This is a genomic window from Proteus genomosp. 4 str. ATCC 51469, from assembly GCF_003144375.1.
Taxonomy (GTDB): domain Bacteria; phylum Pseudomonadota; class Gammaproteobacteria; order Enterobacterales; family Enterobacteriaceae; genus Proteus.
Genome location: NZ_PENV01000008.1, coordinates 134,205 through 151,105 on the forward strand (window position 1 = coordinate 134,205; position 16,901 = coordinate 151,105).

The window sequence follows — 16,901 nt, forward strand, 5'->3', positions numbered from 1 at the left end:
GTTGGCACGTTAATTGTATTAACTAAAGTAAGCCGGGCGTTATGATTAGATGACGCCATTTAATGAAATATTTAACATTACTAATTAGCATAGCTATTAAGGATGACATCATGGGTATATTTTCACGTTTTGCTGACATTATTAATGCCAATATCGCTTCTTTATTAGATAAAGCGGAAGATCCTGAAAAAATGATCCGCCTAATGATCCAAGAAATGGAAGATATGTTAGTTGAGATACGTACAACATCTGCACGTACTTTAGCTGAAAAGAAAGGATTAGAGCGTCGTATCGAACAAGCGGAAAAACAGATTAAAGATTGGCAAGATAAAGCTGAACTAGCTCTGATTAAAGACAAAGAAGATTTAGCGCGTGCAGCATTAATTGAAAAACAACGTGTTGCTTCAGTTAATGATACGCTAAAACATGAGTTGATTATCATTGATGAAACCTTGACTCGTTTGAAAGGTGAAATCAGTGAATTAGAAAATAAATTGACAGAAACTCGTGCTAAACAACAGTCTTTAGTTGTTCGCCATCAAGCAGCAAATTCATCTCGTCAAGTTCGTCGCCAATTAGACAGCGGTAAAATGGATGCAGCAATGGCGCGTTTTGAACAATTTGAGCGCCGTATTGATCATATGGAAGGTGAAGCACAAAGCTACGGGTTAGGTAAAGAGAAATCATTAGACCAACAGTTTGCTGAATTAAAAGCTGATGATGAAATTAGCGCGCAATTAGCGGCATTAAAAGCTAAAATCAATATCAATAAAGAGTAACAGCAAGCGTAATAACCATCTTATAAAGGATATGTAATGGGCTATATATTTCTGGGAATACCACTGACCATTTTTATTTTATTTGTTCTCCCTATCTGGCTGTGGTTGCATTACAGCAATCAGAAAGGTGGTGGGAATGTTCAGTTAACCCAACAAGAAATGCAGCGACTGAGCGCGCTGGTGGATAAGGCTCAGCAAATGCAGGAACGCATTAAGACGCTAGAACAAATACTTGATGCAGAACATCCTAACTGGAGGCAATCATAATGACGGTACAAAGCAAACAATTGTATCGCTTGCCACAAGAGGGCGTGATCCGTGGCGTATGCGCAGGCCTTGCCCATTATTTTAATATTCCTGTTTTACTTGTCAGGGTTATTGCGGTGATTGCACTTTTTGCTGGATTTTTTGGCTTAACGATTGTTGCTTATCTTGTTTTGAGTTTCTTTATGGAGCCTGCGCCTGCTAATTATCAACAAGGTGATGAGCAACAGGAGAGTTTAAAAGAAATTTTAAGTGGTGTTGATAATCAATTAATGCAAGGTGAAAAACGTTTACAACAAATGGAACGATATATTACTTCTTCCAGCTATCAGTTAAATAAACGCTTTCGCGATCTGTAATATTTTCATCATTTAATCCGATAAGACGCTCCGATTTAGGAGCGTCTTTCGTTAAGTCGGTTTATTTTCTACTAAATGTATTATAAATGAGCAAAATTACTGATTGAGGAGAGTGCTGTGAATATCAATCAAGCTTATATCTCGCTAAAAACAAATAAACTCACCTACTTTGCCAAAAAAGGGTTAACATTTGGGTTAATGTTATTGACTTTATTTGGGCCGGCCGCAATAACTGGCAGTATAATAAAACGCGTAAGTAGCAAACCGTTACGTTGGTTGGTTCTATTGATAGCAGAGCCTGTTATTAAAGCAGGTTTAAATAAGCTATCGCGTCAAATGTCTTGGGAGAAACATGAAACGCCTACAAAATGAACTTACAGCTTTTATTAATCGTGGTGTTGATAGACACCTTCGCTTAGCGGTAACTGGATTAAGCCGAAGTGGTAAAACGGCATTTATTACTTCTTTAGTTAATCAACTTATTAATGTGCATACTGGTGCGCGTTTACCGTTATTTTCAGCGGCACGAGATAAGCAACTATTGGGTGTAAAACGTATTCCTCAGCATAATTTAAATATCCCCCGATTTACTTATGACGAAGGAATGGAATCGCTTTATCACACACCTCCAAGTTGGCCAGTTCCAACCAAAGGAGTGAGTGAAATTCGTTTACAATTACGTTATCGCTCAAATGAGTCATTAACGCGTTTTATCAAAGAAACATCTTCGCTTTATTTAGAGATAGTGGATTACCCTGGCGAATGGTTATTAGATTTACCGATGCTTGAGCAAGATTATTTTGAATGGTCAGAGCAAATGAATAAGGTAAATCGCCAAAGAACATTGCCAGAACAAAATTGGCAAACACAACTTAAAAAATGCGATCCCTTTGCACCTGCTGATGAAACATTATTAGCGGATATTGCCTCTGCTTACACTGACTATTTATTAGCATGTAAAAAAGAAGGGCTTCATTTTATTCAACCGGGGCGTTTTGTTTTACCTGGTGAATTAGCAGGTGCGCCTGTTTTGCAGTTTTTTCCTTGGCCTGATTTACAACAGCATGATATTGCCAAATTAAAGAATGCTGATAAACGGACTAATATTGGCATGCTAAAGCAACGGTATGAATATTATGGCCAGCATGTGGTAAAAGGTTTTTATCGAGATCATTTTCAAGGATTTGATAGACAAATTGTTTTAGTGGATTGCCTACAACCTTTAAATCAAGGTGCTGATGTTTTTAATGATATGCGCCAAGCATTAACACAATTAATGCGCAGTTTTCATTATGGAAAAAGAACCTTACTTAGACGCTTATTTTCACCTTGCATTGATAAGTTATTATTTGCAGCGACTAAAGCTGATCATATTACAGTTGATCAGCACGAAAATTTAGTTTCATTGCTTCAACAACTTATTCAAGATGCTAAACAAAATGCTATTTTTGAAGGGATCAGCATTGATTGTATGGGGCTTGCCTCTATTGCTGCAACTGAAAGTGGCATTGTGGATCACCATGGTGAAAAAATTCCAGCATTAAAAGGTTTTCGTTTAAGTGATAACAAACCTTTGGTGTATTTCCCTGGTGAAGTTCCTAAACGATTGCCTGAAAAAGCATTTTGGGAAAAACAAGGGTTTAGTTTCGAATCTTTTAGACCACAACAAATATCAAGAGATAGCGCAGTTCCTCATATTCGCATGGATAGTGCAATGGAATTCTTGTTAGGGGATAAATTAAAATGAATGAGCCATTAAAATCACGAATTGATTTTAAAGAGCCCATACTTCAAGATGAAGTAAGCTTAAAAAAAGGTATTGATTTTCAGGAAAATGAAGCATTTTTGCCTATTGATCCTCAAGTAGATGAAGAAAACGAAGGGCAGTTAGAAGGTGATGTCCAATCTATTTTAAAACCTAAAAAAAGTGTATGGAAACGCTTAATCACAGTTGCAAGTACTATTTTAGGGATTAGTGTTATCGCTCAAACAGGGCAATGGGTTTATGAGTCTTGGATAAACTCTGATTGGATTGCATTAGGTGCAGCAAGTGCGGGGGGATTAATTGTTATTGCAGGAATTGGCTCTGTAATAACAGAATGGCGTCGTATTTATCGCTTACGTCAAAGAGCAGATGAAAGAGATAGAGCAAAAGAATTACTTTATAGTCATGCGATGGGTAATGGTCGACCTTTTTGTGAGAAATTGGCTAAACAAGCGGGTATTCATTCACAACATCCTGCGCTAATTCGTTGGCAGAGTGCATTACATGATACGCATAATGACAAGGAAGTATTAGAGCTTTATAGTCAATTAGTTCAACCTATTTTAGATAAACAAGCGAGAGCTGAAATTAGTCGCTCTGCTGCAGAATCAACATTAATGATAGCAGTAAGTCCGCTAGCGATGGTCGATATGGCTTTTATTGGTTGGCGTAACATTCGTTTAATTAATCGTATCGCCGAAATTTATGGTATAGAGCTAGGGTACTATAGTCGCTTAAAATTATTTCGCCTTGTATTAGTCAATATTGCATTTGCAGGGGCTACTGAACTAGTAAGAGAAGTCGGGATGGATTGGCTTTCTCAAGATCTCGCCGCACGACTATCAACACGAGCAGCTCAAGGAATTGGCGCTGGTTTATTAACGGCACGTTTAGGGATCAAGGCAATGGAATTATGCCGACCACTGCCTTGGATCGATGATAATAAACCTAAGTTGGGTGATTTTAGAAAAGAGCTTATAGGAAAATTAAAAAATACAATTAGTGGCAAGAAAAAAGAATAAAATAAAATTCCTAATATTGAGTTATTTTAAATAAAAACCGTAGAGTTATTTCTACGGTTTTTTTGTATAAAAATTTAGCAAAAAATAGTTTATATAAAATCATGCAAGTGACTTAAGTGTCGATATTTTATATCTAAACAAATAGATCTACACTATAAAGTACTATCTATATTTTATTTATTATAGTGTAATTATTTCAAATGAAATTAGATAAATAAAATATCTTTAAAAAGAGTAAAAACATCCAAAAAGAAAATAGGTTGTAACTCATTGTTTTTATTTGTAAATACATGCATCTCTAGTTAAAAATTCGTAATTTCTATAAAAACATTCCCTTTTTGATAGAAAATAGTATTGAGTTTAGTGTGATAAATGGCGTTAAATATCACGGTAAGATGTTTACCGCAGAAATATTATCTCAATATATTTGTAAAAATTTACTTTGTAGATAAATTTCTATTAAAAAATAGAGATGGTTTTTTATTTATAAAAAATAGGAAAAGAGTTAATAAATAATACTTTTAATCAGGTTGAAAAATGAAAGAAATACAGATGTCAGTAATAAAAAAACTCTCGAAGAAAAGACGCCAACTTTATCTTAGCTCTGCTCTTAATGTTTCAAATATTGATAAACAATTGAGTATTTTGATCCCTATTCTTAGCGAAACAATTGATGAAATTAAAAAAAAGCAGTATCAAAAACAATCTAAACCATTTCAAATAAAAGAAACATCAGAATTTTTTGAATATCTGAGAGAGACAGATAAAAAAGAACAGGCAATCAGTGCTCTAGAGTATCTTCTTTTTTGTTTTGATAATGGCTGTAAAACCATTAAGAAAGTAATACGTCGAGAATTATGCCCCTTAATAAAAGATATCGAATATCTTATTGATTTTGAGCTGAAAAAAATAATAAAAAACTCTTCATTTTCATTATTTGATTTTTTTAAAGCATAAACAATTCAGGTATTAAAACCAAAATACAAGCTTATCTGTGTAAAAATAAATGCTAGTGGTGTCAACTTTTGCTGACAAGGCTCTTTATTTGGTTGATATTTATGTATAATATCTAGAATAAGTTCAGGGTCACTCAGTATTAAGAAGGTTTATAATGCGTTTAGAAATCACTTGTGAAGATCGCATCGGGTTAACCCGTGAATTATTGGATCTACTAGTATTAAAAAATATTGATTTACGTGGAATTGAAATATTTCCAATAGGTCTTATCTACCTGAATTTTTCACAGATTGATTTTGATATATTTCAACCGCTAATGGCGGAAATACGGCGAATAAATGGTGTTATTGATGTTCGGACAGTTGCATTTATGCCATCAGAACAAGAGCATCGAGCCATGTGGACACTGCTTGAATCTGTGCCAGTTCCGGTTTTTTCTATTAATATTAAAGGCCAAATAAAATTACAAAATCCGGCAACTCGTCAACTGTTTGAATTGGATGCTAACGATAATAGCGAGAAATCATTCAATCAACTGATCCCTAATTTTAATATCCATCGTTGGTTAGAACAAAAAGATCCTTCTGCTGAAATTATTCCTATCAATTTAAAAAAACAAAATTTTGATATGGAAATAGTACCAATAAAACTTGCAGATGATAACCAATCTAATCATTGTGTTGGCGCGCTTATTTTATTGAAATATCGAGATGTTGTTCATGAACATTCAAAATTAATTGTCAGTGATAATCATGAGTTTGAGAAGATTATTGCTGTTAGTTCTCAAATGAAACAACTTGTTGAACGTGCCAAAAAAATGGCAAAAATGGATGCGCCACTATTATTGGTGGGGGATACCGGTACAGGAAAAGATTTATTTGCTAAAGCCTGTCATTTCCTTAGTTCCCGTGCTAGAAATCCTTTTTTGGGACTCAATTGTGCTTCAATGCCTGATGATGTCGTAGAAAGTGAGTTATTTGGTTATGCAGCAGGGGCTTACCCTAATGCTGTTGAAGGAAAAAAAGGCTTCTTTGAGCAGGCCGACAGAGGAACCGTTTTACTTGATGAAATTGGCGAAATGTCGCCTCAAATGCAAATTAAGCTTCTACGCTTTTTAAATGACGGGACATTTCGTCGTGTAGGTGAGGAGCACGAGGTTAATGTCAATGTTCGCATTATTTGTGCAACGCAGAAAAATTTATGGGAACTGGTACAAAAAGGGTTGTTTAGAGAAGATCTTTATTATCGCCTGAATGTATTAACGTTAACTCTACCTCCGTTGCGAGAAAGAAAAGCGGATATTATGCCGTTAGCGATGCATTTTATTAACCAATATTGCATTGAGCAGCAAGCAACTAAACCTGTAATATCACCGGAGTTATCCGTTTATTTAACACAGTATGGTTGGCCTGGTAATGTTCGCCAATTAAGAAATACTGTTTATCAAGCAATGGCGCAATTAGTAGGAAACACTCTACGAATTCAGGATATTACTTTACCTGAACATACAGATGAAACTCTATTTGATGCGGATTTATTAGAAGGCTCATTAGATGAAATGACAAAACGCTTTGAGGCTTCAATTTTAACGCGCTTATATCGTGATTATCCAAGCACTCGGAAACTTGCAAAACGTTTAGGTATTTCTCATACAGCGATTGCCAATAAACTGAGAGAATATAATTTAACAAATAAAAAGACCGAAAAGTCTGAAGGTTAATTTGGTTGTAGGATTTTCTGCATAAAAAAGACGAGCGTAATGCTCGTCTTTTTTTTTATAATTAATATTATTTTAGTGCATTTAATGCATTTTCATAATTTGGTTCAGTTGTGATTTCATCAACTAACTGGGTGTAGAGAACAGTATTGTTTTCATCTAATACAATCACTGCGCGGCTAGTTAAGCCTGCTAATGGGCCTGATGTAATTGCAACACCATAATTTTCTTTGAATTCAGCACCGCGCATTGTAGATAATGTTACAACATTATCTAAACCTTCAGCGCCACAGAAACGTGCTTGGGCAAAAGGTAAGTCAGCTGAAATACATAAAACAACTGTGTTATTTAGTTCATTTGCAACTTTATTAAATTGACGAACACTCGCAGCACAAACTCCAGTATCTACGCTTGGGAAAATGTTTAGAACTTTACGTTTACCTTCAAAGCTTGTTAAAGAGATGTCATTAAGATCTTTACCTACGAGAGAGAAATCAGCAGCTTTTTGACCTACTGTTGGGAATTTACCAGCCAGAGTCACTGCATTTCCTTGTAAAGTAACTTGATGTGCCATTGTTGTTCTCCTTTATTAGTTGTCAGACTAATTGTTATTAATACTAAATTATTAACGAAAAATCTTGTTAATGCTTAACCATTATTAAAATTTGCCACTGTTTGCATAGTGACCATGAAAAACATAAAAATTTATAAAATATTTGTAATCAGTGATTGTGCCTTTTTATCAGGCTCTTATAATTATGCAGTTCATTCTCATACAGATTACAGGACGAAACAGACATGCGCAAAATATTCGTCATCTCATGTGCACTTGTCGTTCAAGGATTACTCGTATCGCAGGTAAATGCGGCGGTAGTGCCAGCAGGAACGATACTCGATAAAAAACAAGAAGTGGTTAGACATTTAAAAGATGAACCAGCGTCACTTGATCCTATTAATGCTGTGGGGTTAACTGAAGCTCAGGTGCAACGTGATTTATTTGAAGGGTTGACGATAGAAGATGAACATGGACGAGCTATTCCAGGTGTCGCTCAGAGTTGGCGTACTGAAGATAATCGTGTATGGATCTTTACTTTGCGTGATAATGCAAAATGGTCTAATGGAGAAAAAGTCACTGCAACTGATTTTGTTTACAGTTGGCAACGATTAGTTGATCCTAAAAATCTTTCTCCTTTTGCATGGTATGCTTCGCTTGCTTCTATTGAAAATGCTCAAAAAATTATTGATGGAAAATTAAAACCAAGCTCATTGGGTGTAGAAGCAATAGATGAAAAAACGTTAAAAGTGACGTTAGAGCGACCTGTTTCTTATTTTCCAAGTTTGACAACGAATTTTTCTTTATATCCAGTTTCTCGCCATAGCATTGAAAAATATGGTGCTGGTTGGATCAAAGTTGGTAATCTGGTTGGAAATGGTGCTTTTGTTTTAACAGACAGAGTAGTTAATGAAAAAATTGTATTAACACCTAATCCTTATTATTGGGATCATAAAAATACAGTATTAACAAAAGTCACGTTTGTACCGATAAACCATGAATCACATGCAACTAAACGCTATTTAGCAGGTGATATCGATATAACAGAGTCATTTCCTAAAAATTTATACCACAAACTAATGAAAGATATTCCTAATGAGGTTTATATACCCGATCAATTAGGAACATATTATTATGCTTTTAATACTCAATCAGGGCCAACAAAAGATATTCGTGTACGTAAAGCATTGGCAATGGCAATAGACAGAAAAATCATTACCGATAAAGTGTTAGGCACAGGTGAAAAACCAGCAAATCGTTTTACACCAGATGTTACGGCTAATTTTACCCCAGAATCAACTATTTATGATGAATATAATCAAGATGAATTAGATAGCCAAGCCAAGATATTGTTAGCGGCAGCGGGATATGGGCCTCATAATCCATTAAAATTATCATTGTTATATAATAATTCGGAAAATCATCAGAAAATTGCCATTGCAGTCGCTTCTATGTGGAAGAAAAAGCTAGGGGTTAAAGTCGAGCTACGTAATCAAGAATGGAAAACGTATATAGACAGCCGAAACTCAGGAGATTTTGATGTGATAAGAGCATCATGGGTGGGTGATTATAATGAACCTTCTACTTTCTTAAGTTTATTAGGCTCTAAACATGCGGGTAATATACCTAAGTATCAAAATAAGCAATATGATGAAATTTTGACATTGTCAGGTATGGCGATTGATGCAAATGAAAGAAATAGTCTATATAACCGAGCAGAACAAATTATCGCAGAGGATGCACCAATAGCACCTATTTATCAATATACTAATGGGCGATTGATAAAACCTTGGTTGAAGGGTTATCCTATTGAGAATCCTGAAGATGTTGCTTATAGCCATACGCTTTATATATTAAAGCATTAAGATTGTAATGAATAGATTACTTGAAAATAGCCATTAGTGAACTCTGGCTATGTAAAAGAGTAAGAGAAAATAGATAATGCCTCAAAGTTAATACCTTGCTTTGAGGTATTTTTTTATTAAAAAATAAATAAAAAAGCCAAACAGTTATCGTTTCAGTTTTGATCTTGAATAAATAGAGGAGTGTATAAAATAAGAGGACATATAAATGAAAAAGAACCCCTTTAAAAAGGGGCGTAGCAAAATAAAGCAGATTAATTTATTGTCTGGATATAAATTATATTTTTAATGCTCTATTTGCACGCTTTTTATTGTATCGAACTGTTACAGCAATTAATAATATATGTATAAAAAAAGTCCCTCTGTTATAAAAACAGAAGGAGACTCAAAAGGAATAAACATTGCAGAAGAGATGTTAATACATTTTTGCCACTTTGTTTTGACTAATTGTGCAATGCGTTCGATGTTAAATATTATATTTCATATTATTTATAGGTATAATCCCTTAAAGATAATAAAAATTGATAAGTTTATTGTTATATTTAAGCCTTTTATAGATAAAACCACCTCTTGGTACTCTATAAATTGTTAAATTAAATTATAGTTTATAAGGGGGTTTTAAAAGCGATAACCTAAAGATAATTGTATGCTATTTAATTCAATATGGCGTTTATTTGCAGTGGTATCGGAATAAAGATAACCAAAGTTAATTGCAACCTCTTTTATGGGGTTATAATCGATGCCTATTTGACCAATAACACTTGTTGTATCCACTCTATGCGTGTCTGTGGTATTTATTTCAGGGTGAAATTTATTTTCTTGATGCTTTAATTTATTGGGCCCCATTTGAGCATAAACAGAAAACTTAGGCGTTATTCTATAAGTAGGGCCGATTAATAGAGCTGTGGTTTTAGTTTTATATTGTTTTATTGATGGAGTGATAAAACGAGGATCTTTAAAGGGTTCTTTATGATTTGAATTTAAATAGAGTAGAGAAATTAATAAACCCCAAGCATTTTCTGTTTCATAACGATAATTGATTATAGGGCCTTTGGCGGTATCTCCTTTTAGTTTTCCGTAAATATAGCCACTATAGACAGTATGTGATTCATTGTAAGCATATAATGCAGAAGAGTAAGGTAAAATTAAGCTAATTAAAATAAGTATTAATTTATTCATTATAGAGGTTCTATGTTGATGTGAAGAGCTCTATTTTTAGTAAATTCAAACACGATTTCAATGTTAATTGATTGAAATTACTCTTAAAAAAAATTAGCAGACTTATCTTTAATACATAATAAAAAATGAGAACACATAAATAGCTTATTAATAAGTTTTATTAATTGGTTAATAAGGAGCTATCAGAAGAATAATATCAATAGATAAATGACTCACAATAGCGAATACGGTCTATTGTGAGTTTAAATTAAGTAAAAAATTATTTTTTATCGACAATTTCTACCAGTGTATATTTTACACTAGGTGCATCAGCTGGTGGATTAGGAATATCTGTAACATTTACTTTTAATGTGTATTCAGTACCTGCTTTATATTCAAAACCTTCAATGTTCTGATAGAAAAGGGACCATTCGCCTGAAGGAAGCTCTTTCACCTTCATGCATTTCATTGGTGCAACACCGACACAATCATAAAGTTGTGAATCGACTAGAAGTGTTTTTGTTGTATCAGAAGTAGAGGCAGTATTAGCACTTTCAGTCGATGTTGCATCATTGCATCCAGCTAAAAGCAAAAATAAAGGAATAGCGAGAAATTTTTTCATATTGATGACCTTATTTTTAGGTTGCAATAAATGTATAAGATAATATTTAGTATACACTAGGGATCTAATTATTATAAATTACAGTAGATAAAATTTTTCCTATAAATAAAGTAAGTTACCTATAGATATTTCTAGTATTAATATACTAACGTAATTATCCGAATTGGATTTAGTGTAATAATCCTAAAGTGGGAAATATAAATAGAAGTTTTAGATTAATTATACAAAAATAGTGTTGATATACAGTGAACTAGAAGAAAGTATAAAATAAAATATTGAAAAATAATTAGATAAAGAGACGATAAATTAATCTATTGCGACTAAAGCAAGCGTACGGAGGAAACTAAATGAAAACAATTAATGACTCTATTTTGCAAGATTCAGATGCAATTTACACCGCGCAACTTGATGGTCATGGTGGAGTAATAGAAATAACAGCAGATACAATCGCTACAAACGATAATCCTTATTGGATACATTTGGACTATCGTAAGCCACAAAGTGCGAAATGGATAGAAGAAACAGAAGCACTTCCACCTATTGCCAAAGATGTATTATTAGCAGAGAACATCAGACCAAAAGCACAAAGGATTGGTGAAGGTGTCGTCATCAATTTGCAAACAATTAATAATAATCCTAATGATAGACCTGATGAACTAGTCGCATTCAGAATTTATATTAACAGCCAAACAATTGTTTCGAGTCGTCATCGTCGAGTTAATTCAGTGGATTCTGTTATTCATACCTTAGAGTTAGGCAGTGGACCAGAAAGCAGTGGTGATTGGCTTATAACTATGGCAGATGCTGTTACTGATGAAATAGGTGAATTTGTTGAAACGTTGCATGACCAATTAATTGAACTCGAAGATATGATCCTTGATCAACAAATACCAGCAAGAGGTGAACTCGCATTATTAAGAAAACAGTTAATAGTTTTGCGTCGCTACATGGCTCCGCAACGAGATGTATTTTCTAGGCTTTCTATCGAAAAATTACCATGGATGAGTGATAGCGATAGAGTCACAATGCTCGAAATATCAGAAAGACTTTCTCGGCGTCTAGAGGATTTGGACAGTAGTATTTCTCGTACAGCGGTGATCGCTGATGAAATAACATCAATGATGGCAGATGCGATGAATAGACGTACTTACACTATGTCATTAATGGCGATGTTATTTTTACCAACAACATTTCTAACAGGGCTATTTGGTGTCAATTTAGGCGGAATTCCAGGAAATGAATTCCCTTATGGTTTTGCCATTTTTTGTTTATCTCTCTTTGTTTTGATTGTGATTGTTACTTGGTGGTTAAAGCGTAGTAGATGGTTGTAAAAATTCAGCAAATTAATCGTAACTAAATGGATTTAAAAAAGAATTCTCTAACCCTGTTTGAGATATATCAATTTTTTAAAATAGAACATCTGGCATTATAACTCTCGCAGGTGAATACAACGTTGAGCGATGAACGTTGTGCTCCATAATTGTAGTTTTTCTCATATTGAGTTCTTAATACAGAATAATTGACCATTATTACACCGATGTTTATTAACATCGGTTTTTTTTTGCTTAAATTTATTATTGGTGATTATTTGGTCATAAAAGTCCTAAGCCTTGAAAACAAGACTTAGGATTAGGATATCGTGTTTTATTTCACTTCAATAATATCGAGTTTGTTTTGGCTAAAGTCAGGGCGTTCATCATCTTCTTCTTGGAACATCACGGGTACGGTTGGAATATCATCTTTATCAAAAGCTAAGTCGCCACCATTAATGACTTCATCCCCATGTTTGATATTAGCAAAATCAAATAATTGAGTATCACATAAGTGTGATGGAACAATATTCTGTGTTGCTCTAAACATAGTTTCAATACGTCCAGGGTAACGCTTATCCCAATCTCTTAGCATCTCTTTAATAACTTGACGTTGTAGATTAGGCTGTGAACCACAAAGATTACACGGGATAATTGGGAACTGTTTTGCTTGGGCAAAACGCTCAATATCTTTTTCACGAGCATAAGCAAGAGGGCGAATAACAATTTGTTTACCATCATCACTCATTAATTTAGGTGGCATACCTTTAAGTTTTCCACCATAAAACATATTTAAGAATAATGTTTCTAAAATATCATCACGATGATGTCCTAGCGCGATCTTAGTAGCGCCCAACTCTGTCGCTGTACGATACAAAATACCACGACGTAAACGAGAGCATAAAGAGCAGGTTGTTTTACCTTCAGGAATAATATCTTTGACAATTCCATAGGTATTTTCTTCAACAATTCTATATTCCACACCGAGCTCATTTAAATACTCTGGTAAAATATGCTCAGGAAATCCAGGTTGTTTTTGGTCTAAATTCACGGCAATAAGTGAAAAATTAATTGGCGCACTTTTTTGCAGATTCATTAAGATAGAAAGTAGAGTGTAACTATCTTTACCACCAGAAAGGCAGACCATGATTTTATCGCCATCTTCTATCATATTAAAGTCAGCGATAGCTTGCCCAACATCGCGGCGTAAGCGTTTTTGTAGTTTGTTGAAATTATACTGTTCTTTTGGAATGCTCATTTTTACGGTTCTATATCGTTGCTGATTAATCTGTAACTTGCTAACCAAGGCTTTGTTTTCTATCTCGAACGTTGAATGATTTAAAAGCTATATAAATCAATAAAATGTTTTATAACTCAATTGATGAGTGGTTTGGAAAACAAAGTTATTTATGGCAAGAAAATGGATAAGTCGCTAATGATAGCAGATGGCAGGGTAGTTTCGATATAGATAACTACAGTTAAGCGATTTCAAGGTAGTAAAAAGTAAGAAGTAATAGCCTTATAGAAATGGATAAGGCTATTGTAATTTTAAATAGATATTCCCTGTATATTAATATCTTCGCGTAAAATCGAGTTTTTTCTACGTTCAGCAGTCAATTGTGTTAGATCGTTATCAGAGACTAAAATTAAGGCGTCTTGAGGACAATATTCAACACAGGCAGGCCCTTGTTCTCTATGATTACATAAATCACATTTGACGATATCAACTTGGAAATGTTGGCCAAGATCTAAAAATGAAGTTGGGGAGGTGTTGTTTTTTTTCTCAAGCTCAATGGCGCCAAAAGGGCAAGCTAAAAGACAGGCTCTACATCCAATACAATTTTCAGGGTGTATTTCAACGAAGTTTTCACCACGCACTAATGCTTGTGTTTGGCAAGCTTGTGCACAAGGTGCATCTTCACATTGATGGCAAACAGAAGCAGTAAACTGATGCATTAATTTAATAATACGTATTCTAGGATGAAAATTCTTTTTATTGAGAAAATCATTTCCATCTTTTTCTGAGGTGTGACCGACTGAACAAACGACTTCGCACGTCTTACAGCCAATACATTTTTTAGAATCAATAACAATTTGGCTATTCATCTCAATACCTATCTATAGGGATATGTATTTTATGATATATCGATAATGGGAGTGTTTTAATAATATTAATCAAATTTATATTAAATAAATGAGGTTAAATAATAATAAAATAAAAAATAGATTTTAAAACTAAAATAGAATGAGAATGAATAGTATTTAATAAAATAATAGGAGTGGAATTTTATAAATATACGTAAATAATCGTATATTAAAAAGTGGCAATCTTATTCTGATTGCCATCTCTTTAATAAAGTTTGTTATTAAAAATCAGGATGATAATGTTGCTAGTTTAGTCGCGAATCCCATAAAGAAAAGCCCAATAACACCATTTCCTAATTTTGCAATATTTTTACGTGAGCCAAAGAAGCGGGCAAGGGCTACACCACCAAATATTAGAAAAGAGAGATAAATAAAGCTAAATGCTTCAAGCATGGAAGCAAGAATCAAATAAGATAATCCGGTATGTGCATAATTAAAATCTATAAACTGAACAAAAAATGAAATATAAAATAGAATCGCTTTAGGATTGGTCATACTTAATGTAAGCGCTTTTCTGAAAACGTGTTTCTGTACTGTCGTTGTTTGTTCTGAATGTACTTTTTTGGAGAAAAAAGTTGCATGGATAATCTTTACTCCCAAATAAAGGAGGTAAAAAGCACCTAAAAAACGGACAATAGTAAAGAGTACAGGAGAGGCTTTTATAACAGATGCAACACCAATAAAGGCGAGAAAAATTAAAATGGCATCACCTAAAAAGACACCGAATGCAGCACGATAGCCATCCCTGACGCCCCCTGATGCGCTTGTTTTTAGCACATAAAGTGTATTAGGGCCAGGAACTAGAATAATAAAAAACATGCCTGCAAGGTATGTCCAGATATTGAGTACACCAAATTGTTCAAGCCACACGTTAACCCCCAAAATCTTACTTTCTCTGTATTACTTAATGAATGGTTATTATATAAAGAGAATCAGTATTATTTAAACGTATATTTTTATTGATATTGAGAATAAATGTTTGATATTTACTGCCTACTATGTGAGAAACAGACCTTTTTTATTGTTTCAAAACAGGTTGCTGCATCGTTTTGTTTTTTATGCATTGCGTCTTGCTAAAAAAGAGTTAGGGTTTAATTATATATAGATTTTCCATAAAGGTAAGCTATGACAATTTCTCAAGTAGGTAAAATAAAGTTACCTTCCACAAAGTGTTTTCAATCATCATTTCAATCTGTCATTACTGATGTCACTGAGCAACTTCCTCAATTGTTAAAAGAAAGATTACATAGCATATATGTTTATGGCAGTGTGGCTAATGGATGCGCAACAGAGGGAATATCAGACTTAGATATTTGCTTAATTTTAAATCATGAAATAAACGAAAGCGAAATTCACCTGTTAGATAACGCAAGAGCAATATTAGAAAAACAACACTCTATTGTCAGCAAAATTGATTTCGATATTGGTGTTTTAAGCGAGGTATTGGCGCCTAACAATTTATACAGTTGGGGCTATTGGTTAAAACATCACTGTCGTTGTATTTTTGGTGATGATTTAACTCAATATTTTTTACCATTCTCACCATCAAGAAAAATTGCCTTGGCAATAAATGGTGATTTTGTACAAGTTATAGATAGCTATATTAAACAGATAGATGAAAGGCAGTTGGCTATTGAAAAACATCACTTACAAAGGGCAATAGCGCGTAAACTAATTCGCTCAACAAATATTTTACGTAGTGAAAAAGATGAATATTGGCCTGAAACACTAGAAGACTTTGTAAAAATAGTAGAAGCAAATTATCCAGAACAACAAAAAAGTATTAATTATCTTTTATCTGAAAGCATAAACCCACTCGATGATATAAATGTGTTTATACAAAAAGCAAAGCTATTTACTCATTGGTTAGAAGTCGAGTGTTTAAAGAAAGATAAAGAGGATAGCCTGAAAAACTAAGGTGATTTTTATTCTTTTAAAGAAGCATTTTTCTTATGTAAAAAGTCCAGATCTCTTAAGTTAACTAGACTATATTTATCTGTTTTTTTATACAGTATCTTGTGTTATTCAATTACGGTAAGGAAAATGTGATGTTAAAAGTGATTGCTGAAGATTTTATTAAAACAGAAGCGATAGAAATTGTTTTACCTCTTTATCGTGAGCTTGTCGAAGCGACTAAAAAAGAGCCTCTTTGTATTAGCTATAATTTATATGTTGATGAAAAAGATCCAGGCCACTTTGTCTTTGTTGAGCAATGGCCAGATCATGCTGCGCTTGATACACATTGTGCTAGTGAACATTTCCAGCGACTAGTTCCGATGATCAATGCATATAAAAAAGCCGAGCCTAAATTTTTGCTTATGACAGATGCTTTTGATGAAAATTAAAAGCAATAAAACTTGTCTCAATTATAGTGAATACACTAAATAT

The 16,901-nt window shown here is 33.8% G+C and carries 18 protein-coding genes; 12 read left to right on the plus strand and 6 right to left on the minus strand.

The annotated features are described in order from the left end of the window. The first annotated feature begins 110 nt into the window (after window positions 1-110). The 8 genes from pspA (at window position 111) to tyrR (ending at window position 6,866) form a co-directional block, all read left to right on the plus strand. Complete coding sequence (pspA, locus tag DK866_RS09605; protein WP_072067962.1) at window positions 111-779, plus strand: phage shock protein PspA; 669 nt, start codon at window positions 111-113, stop codon at window positions 777-779. Between the two features lie 36 nt (window positions 780-815). Then, the gene (pspB, locus tag DK866_RS09610; protein WP_036937208.1) at window positions 816-1,046 is read left to right on the plus strand and encodes an envelope stress response membrane protein PspB; all 231 of its coding nucleotides are present in this window, start codon (window positions 816-818) and stop codon (window positions 1,044-1,046) included. Beyond that, window positions 1,046-1,402: an envelope stress response membrane protein PspC gene (gene pspC / locus DK866_RS09615; RefSeq protein WP_109408718.1), complete on the plus strand. Its 357-nt coding sequence runs from the start codon at window positions 1,046-1,048 to the stop codon at window positions 1,400-1,402. The genes pspB and pspC overlap by 1 nt, the downstream gene beginning before the upstream one ends. Before the next feature lie 117 nt (window positions 1,403-1,519). Next, window positions 1,520-1,774 (plus strand): phage shock protein PspD, encoded by a 255-nt coding sequence (locus DK866_RS09620; RefSeq protein WP_227336812.1) that lies wholly within the window; start codon window positions 1,520-1,522, stop codon window positions 1,772-1,774. Continuing rightward, the gene (locus DK866_RS09625; RefSeq protein WP_109408719.1) at window positions 1,755-3,149 is read left to right on the plus strand and encodes a YcjX family protein; all 1,395 of its coding nucleotides are present in this window, start codon (window positions 1,755-1,757) and stop codon (window positions 3,147-3,149) included. Before DK866_RS09620 ends, DK866_RS09625 begins: the two co-directional genes overlap by 20 nt. After that, complete coding sequence (locus DK866_RS09630; protein ID WP_109408720.1) at window positions 3,146-4,189, plus strand: YcjF family protein; 1,044 nt, start codon at window positions 3,146-3,148, stop codon at window positions 4,187-4,189. Before DK866_RS09625 ends, DK866_RS09630 begins: the two co-directional genes overlap by 4 nt. Before the next feature lie 537 nt (window positions 4,190-4,726). Next, window positions 4,727-5,146: a hypothetical protein gene (locus tag DK866_RS09635; protein WP_244179680.1), complete on the plus strand. Its 420-nt coding sequence runs from the start codon at window positions 4,727-4,729 to the stop codon at window positions 5,144-5,146. Window positions 5,147-5,300: 154 nt separating this feature from the next. Then, on the plus strand, window positions 5,301-6,866 hold the full coding sequence (gene tyrR, locus DK866_RS09640; RefSeq protein WP_109408721.1) for a transcriptional regulator TyrR: 1,566 nt from the start codon (window positions 5,301-5,303) through the stop codon (window positions 6,864-6,866). 67 nt (window positions 6,867-6,933) lie between these two features. Here tyrR and tpx read toward each other — a convergent pair whose 3' ends face one another. Beyond that, window positions 6,934-7,437: a thiol peroxidase gene (gene tpx / locus DK866_RS09645; protein WP_109408722.1), complete on the minus strand. Its 504-nt coding sequence runs from the start codon at window positions 7,435-7,437 to the stop codon at window positions 6,934-6,936. 224 nt (window positions 7,438-7,661) lie between these two features. Here tpx and DK866_RS09650 point away from each other — a divergent pair, with 224 nt between their 5' ends. After that, window positions 7,662-9,281, plus strand: a complete 1,620-nt coding sequence (locus DK866_RS09650; protein WP_109408723.1) for a peptide ABC transporter substrate-binding protein — start codon at window positions 7,662-7,664, stop codon at window positions 9,279-9,281. Window positions 9,282-9,896: 615 nt separating this feature from the next. Here DK866_RS09650 and DK866_RS09655 read toward each other — a convergent pair. Further along, on the minus strand, window positions 9,897-10,457 hold the full coding sequence (locus DK866_RS09655) for an Ail/Lom family outer membrane beta-barrel protein (protein WP_109408724.1): 561 nt from the start codon (window positions 10,455-10,457) through the stop codon (window positions 9,897-9,899). Window positions 10,458-10,716: 259 nt separating this feature from the next. Next, the gene (locus DK866_RS09660) at window positions 10,717-11,058 is read right to left on the minus strand and encodes a DUF4377 domain-containing protein (RefSeq protein ID WP_109408725.1); all 342 of its coding nucleotides are present in this window, start codon (window positions 11,056-11,058) and stop codon (window positions 10,717-10,719) included. A 347-nt stretch (window positions 11,059-11,405) separates the two neighbouring features. Here DK866_RS09660 and zntB point away from each other — a divergent pair, with 347 nt between their 5' ends. Further along, window positions 11,406-12,389 carry a zinc transporter ZntB gene (zntB, locus tag DK866_RS09665; protein WP_109408726.1) on the plus strand — a complete coding sequence of 328 codons (984 nt, stop codon included), beginning with the start codon at window positions 11,406-11,408 and terminating at the stop codon, window positions 12,387-12,389. 313 nt (window positions 12,390-12,702) lie between these two features. Here zntB and ttcA read toward each other — a convergent pair whose 3' ends face one another. The 3 genes from ttcA to leuE form a co-directional block, all read right to left on the minus strand. Beyond that, window positions 12,703-13,626 (minus strand): tRNA 2-thiocytidine(32) synthetase TtcA, encoded by a 924-nt coding sequence (gene ttcA / locus DK866_RS09670; protein ID WP_109408727.1) that lies wholly within the window; start codon window positions 13,624-13,626, stop codon window positions 12,703-12,705. Between the two features lie 290 nt (window positions 13,627-13,916). Further along, on the minus strand, window positions 13,917-14,474 hold the full coding sequence (locus tag DK866_RS09675; RefSeq protein ID WP_109408728.1) for a 4Fe-4S dicluster domain-containing protein: 558 nt from the start codon (window positions 14,472-14,474) through the stop codon (window positions 13,917-13,919). A 267-nt stretch (window positions 14,475-14,741) separates the two neighbouring features. Next, window positions 14,742-15,383: a leucine efflux protein LeuE gene (gene leuE / locus DK866_RS09680; RefSeq protein ID WP_109408729.1), complete on the minus strand. Its 642-nt coding sequence runs from the start codon at window positions 15,381-15,383 to the stop codon at window positions 14,742-14,744. 255 nt (window positions 15,384-15,638) lie between these two features. Between leuE and DK866_RS09685 the strand changes: the two genes are divergently transcribed. Then, on the plus strand, window positions 15,639-16,430 hold the full coding sequence (locus DK866_RS09685; protein ID WP_109408730.1) for a nucleotidyltransferase domain-containing protein: 792 nt from the start codon (window positions 15,639-15,641) through the stop codon (window positions 16,428-16,430). Between the two features lie 131 nt (window positions 16,431-16,561). Beyond that, window positions 16,562-16,858: a putative quinol monooxygenase gene (locus DK866_RS09690; RefSeq protein ID WP_109408731.1), complete on the plus strand. Its 297-nt coding sequence runs from the start codon at window positions 16,562-16,564 to the stop codon at window positions 16,856-16,858. Window positions 16,859-16,901: the final 43 nt, after the last annotated feature.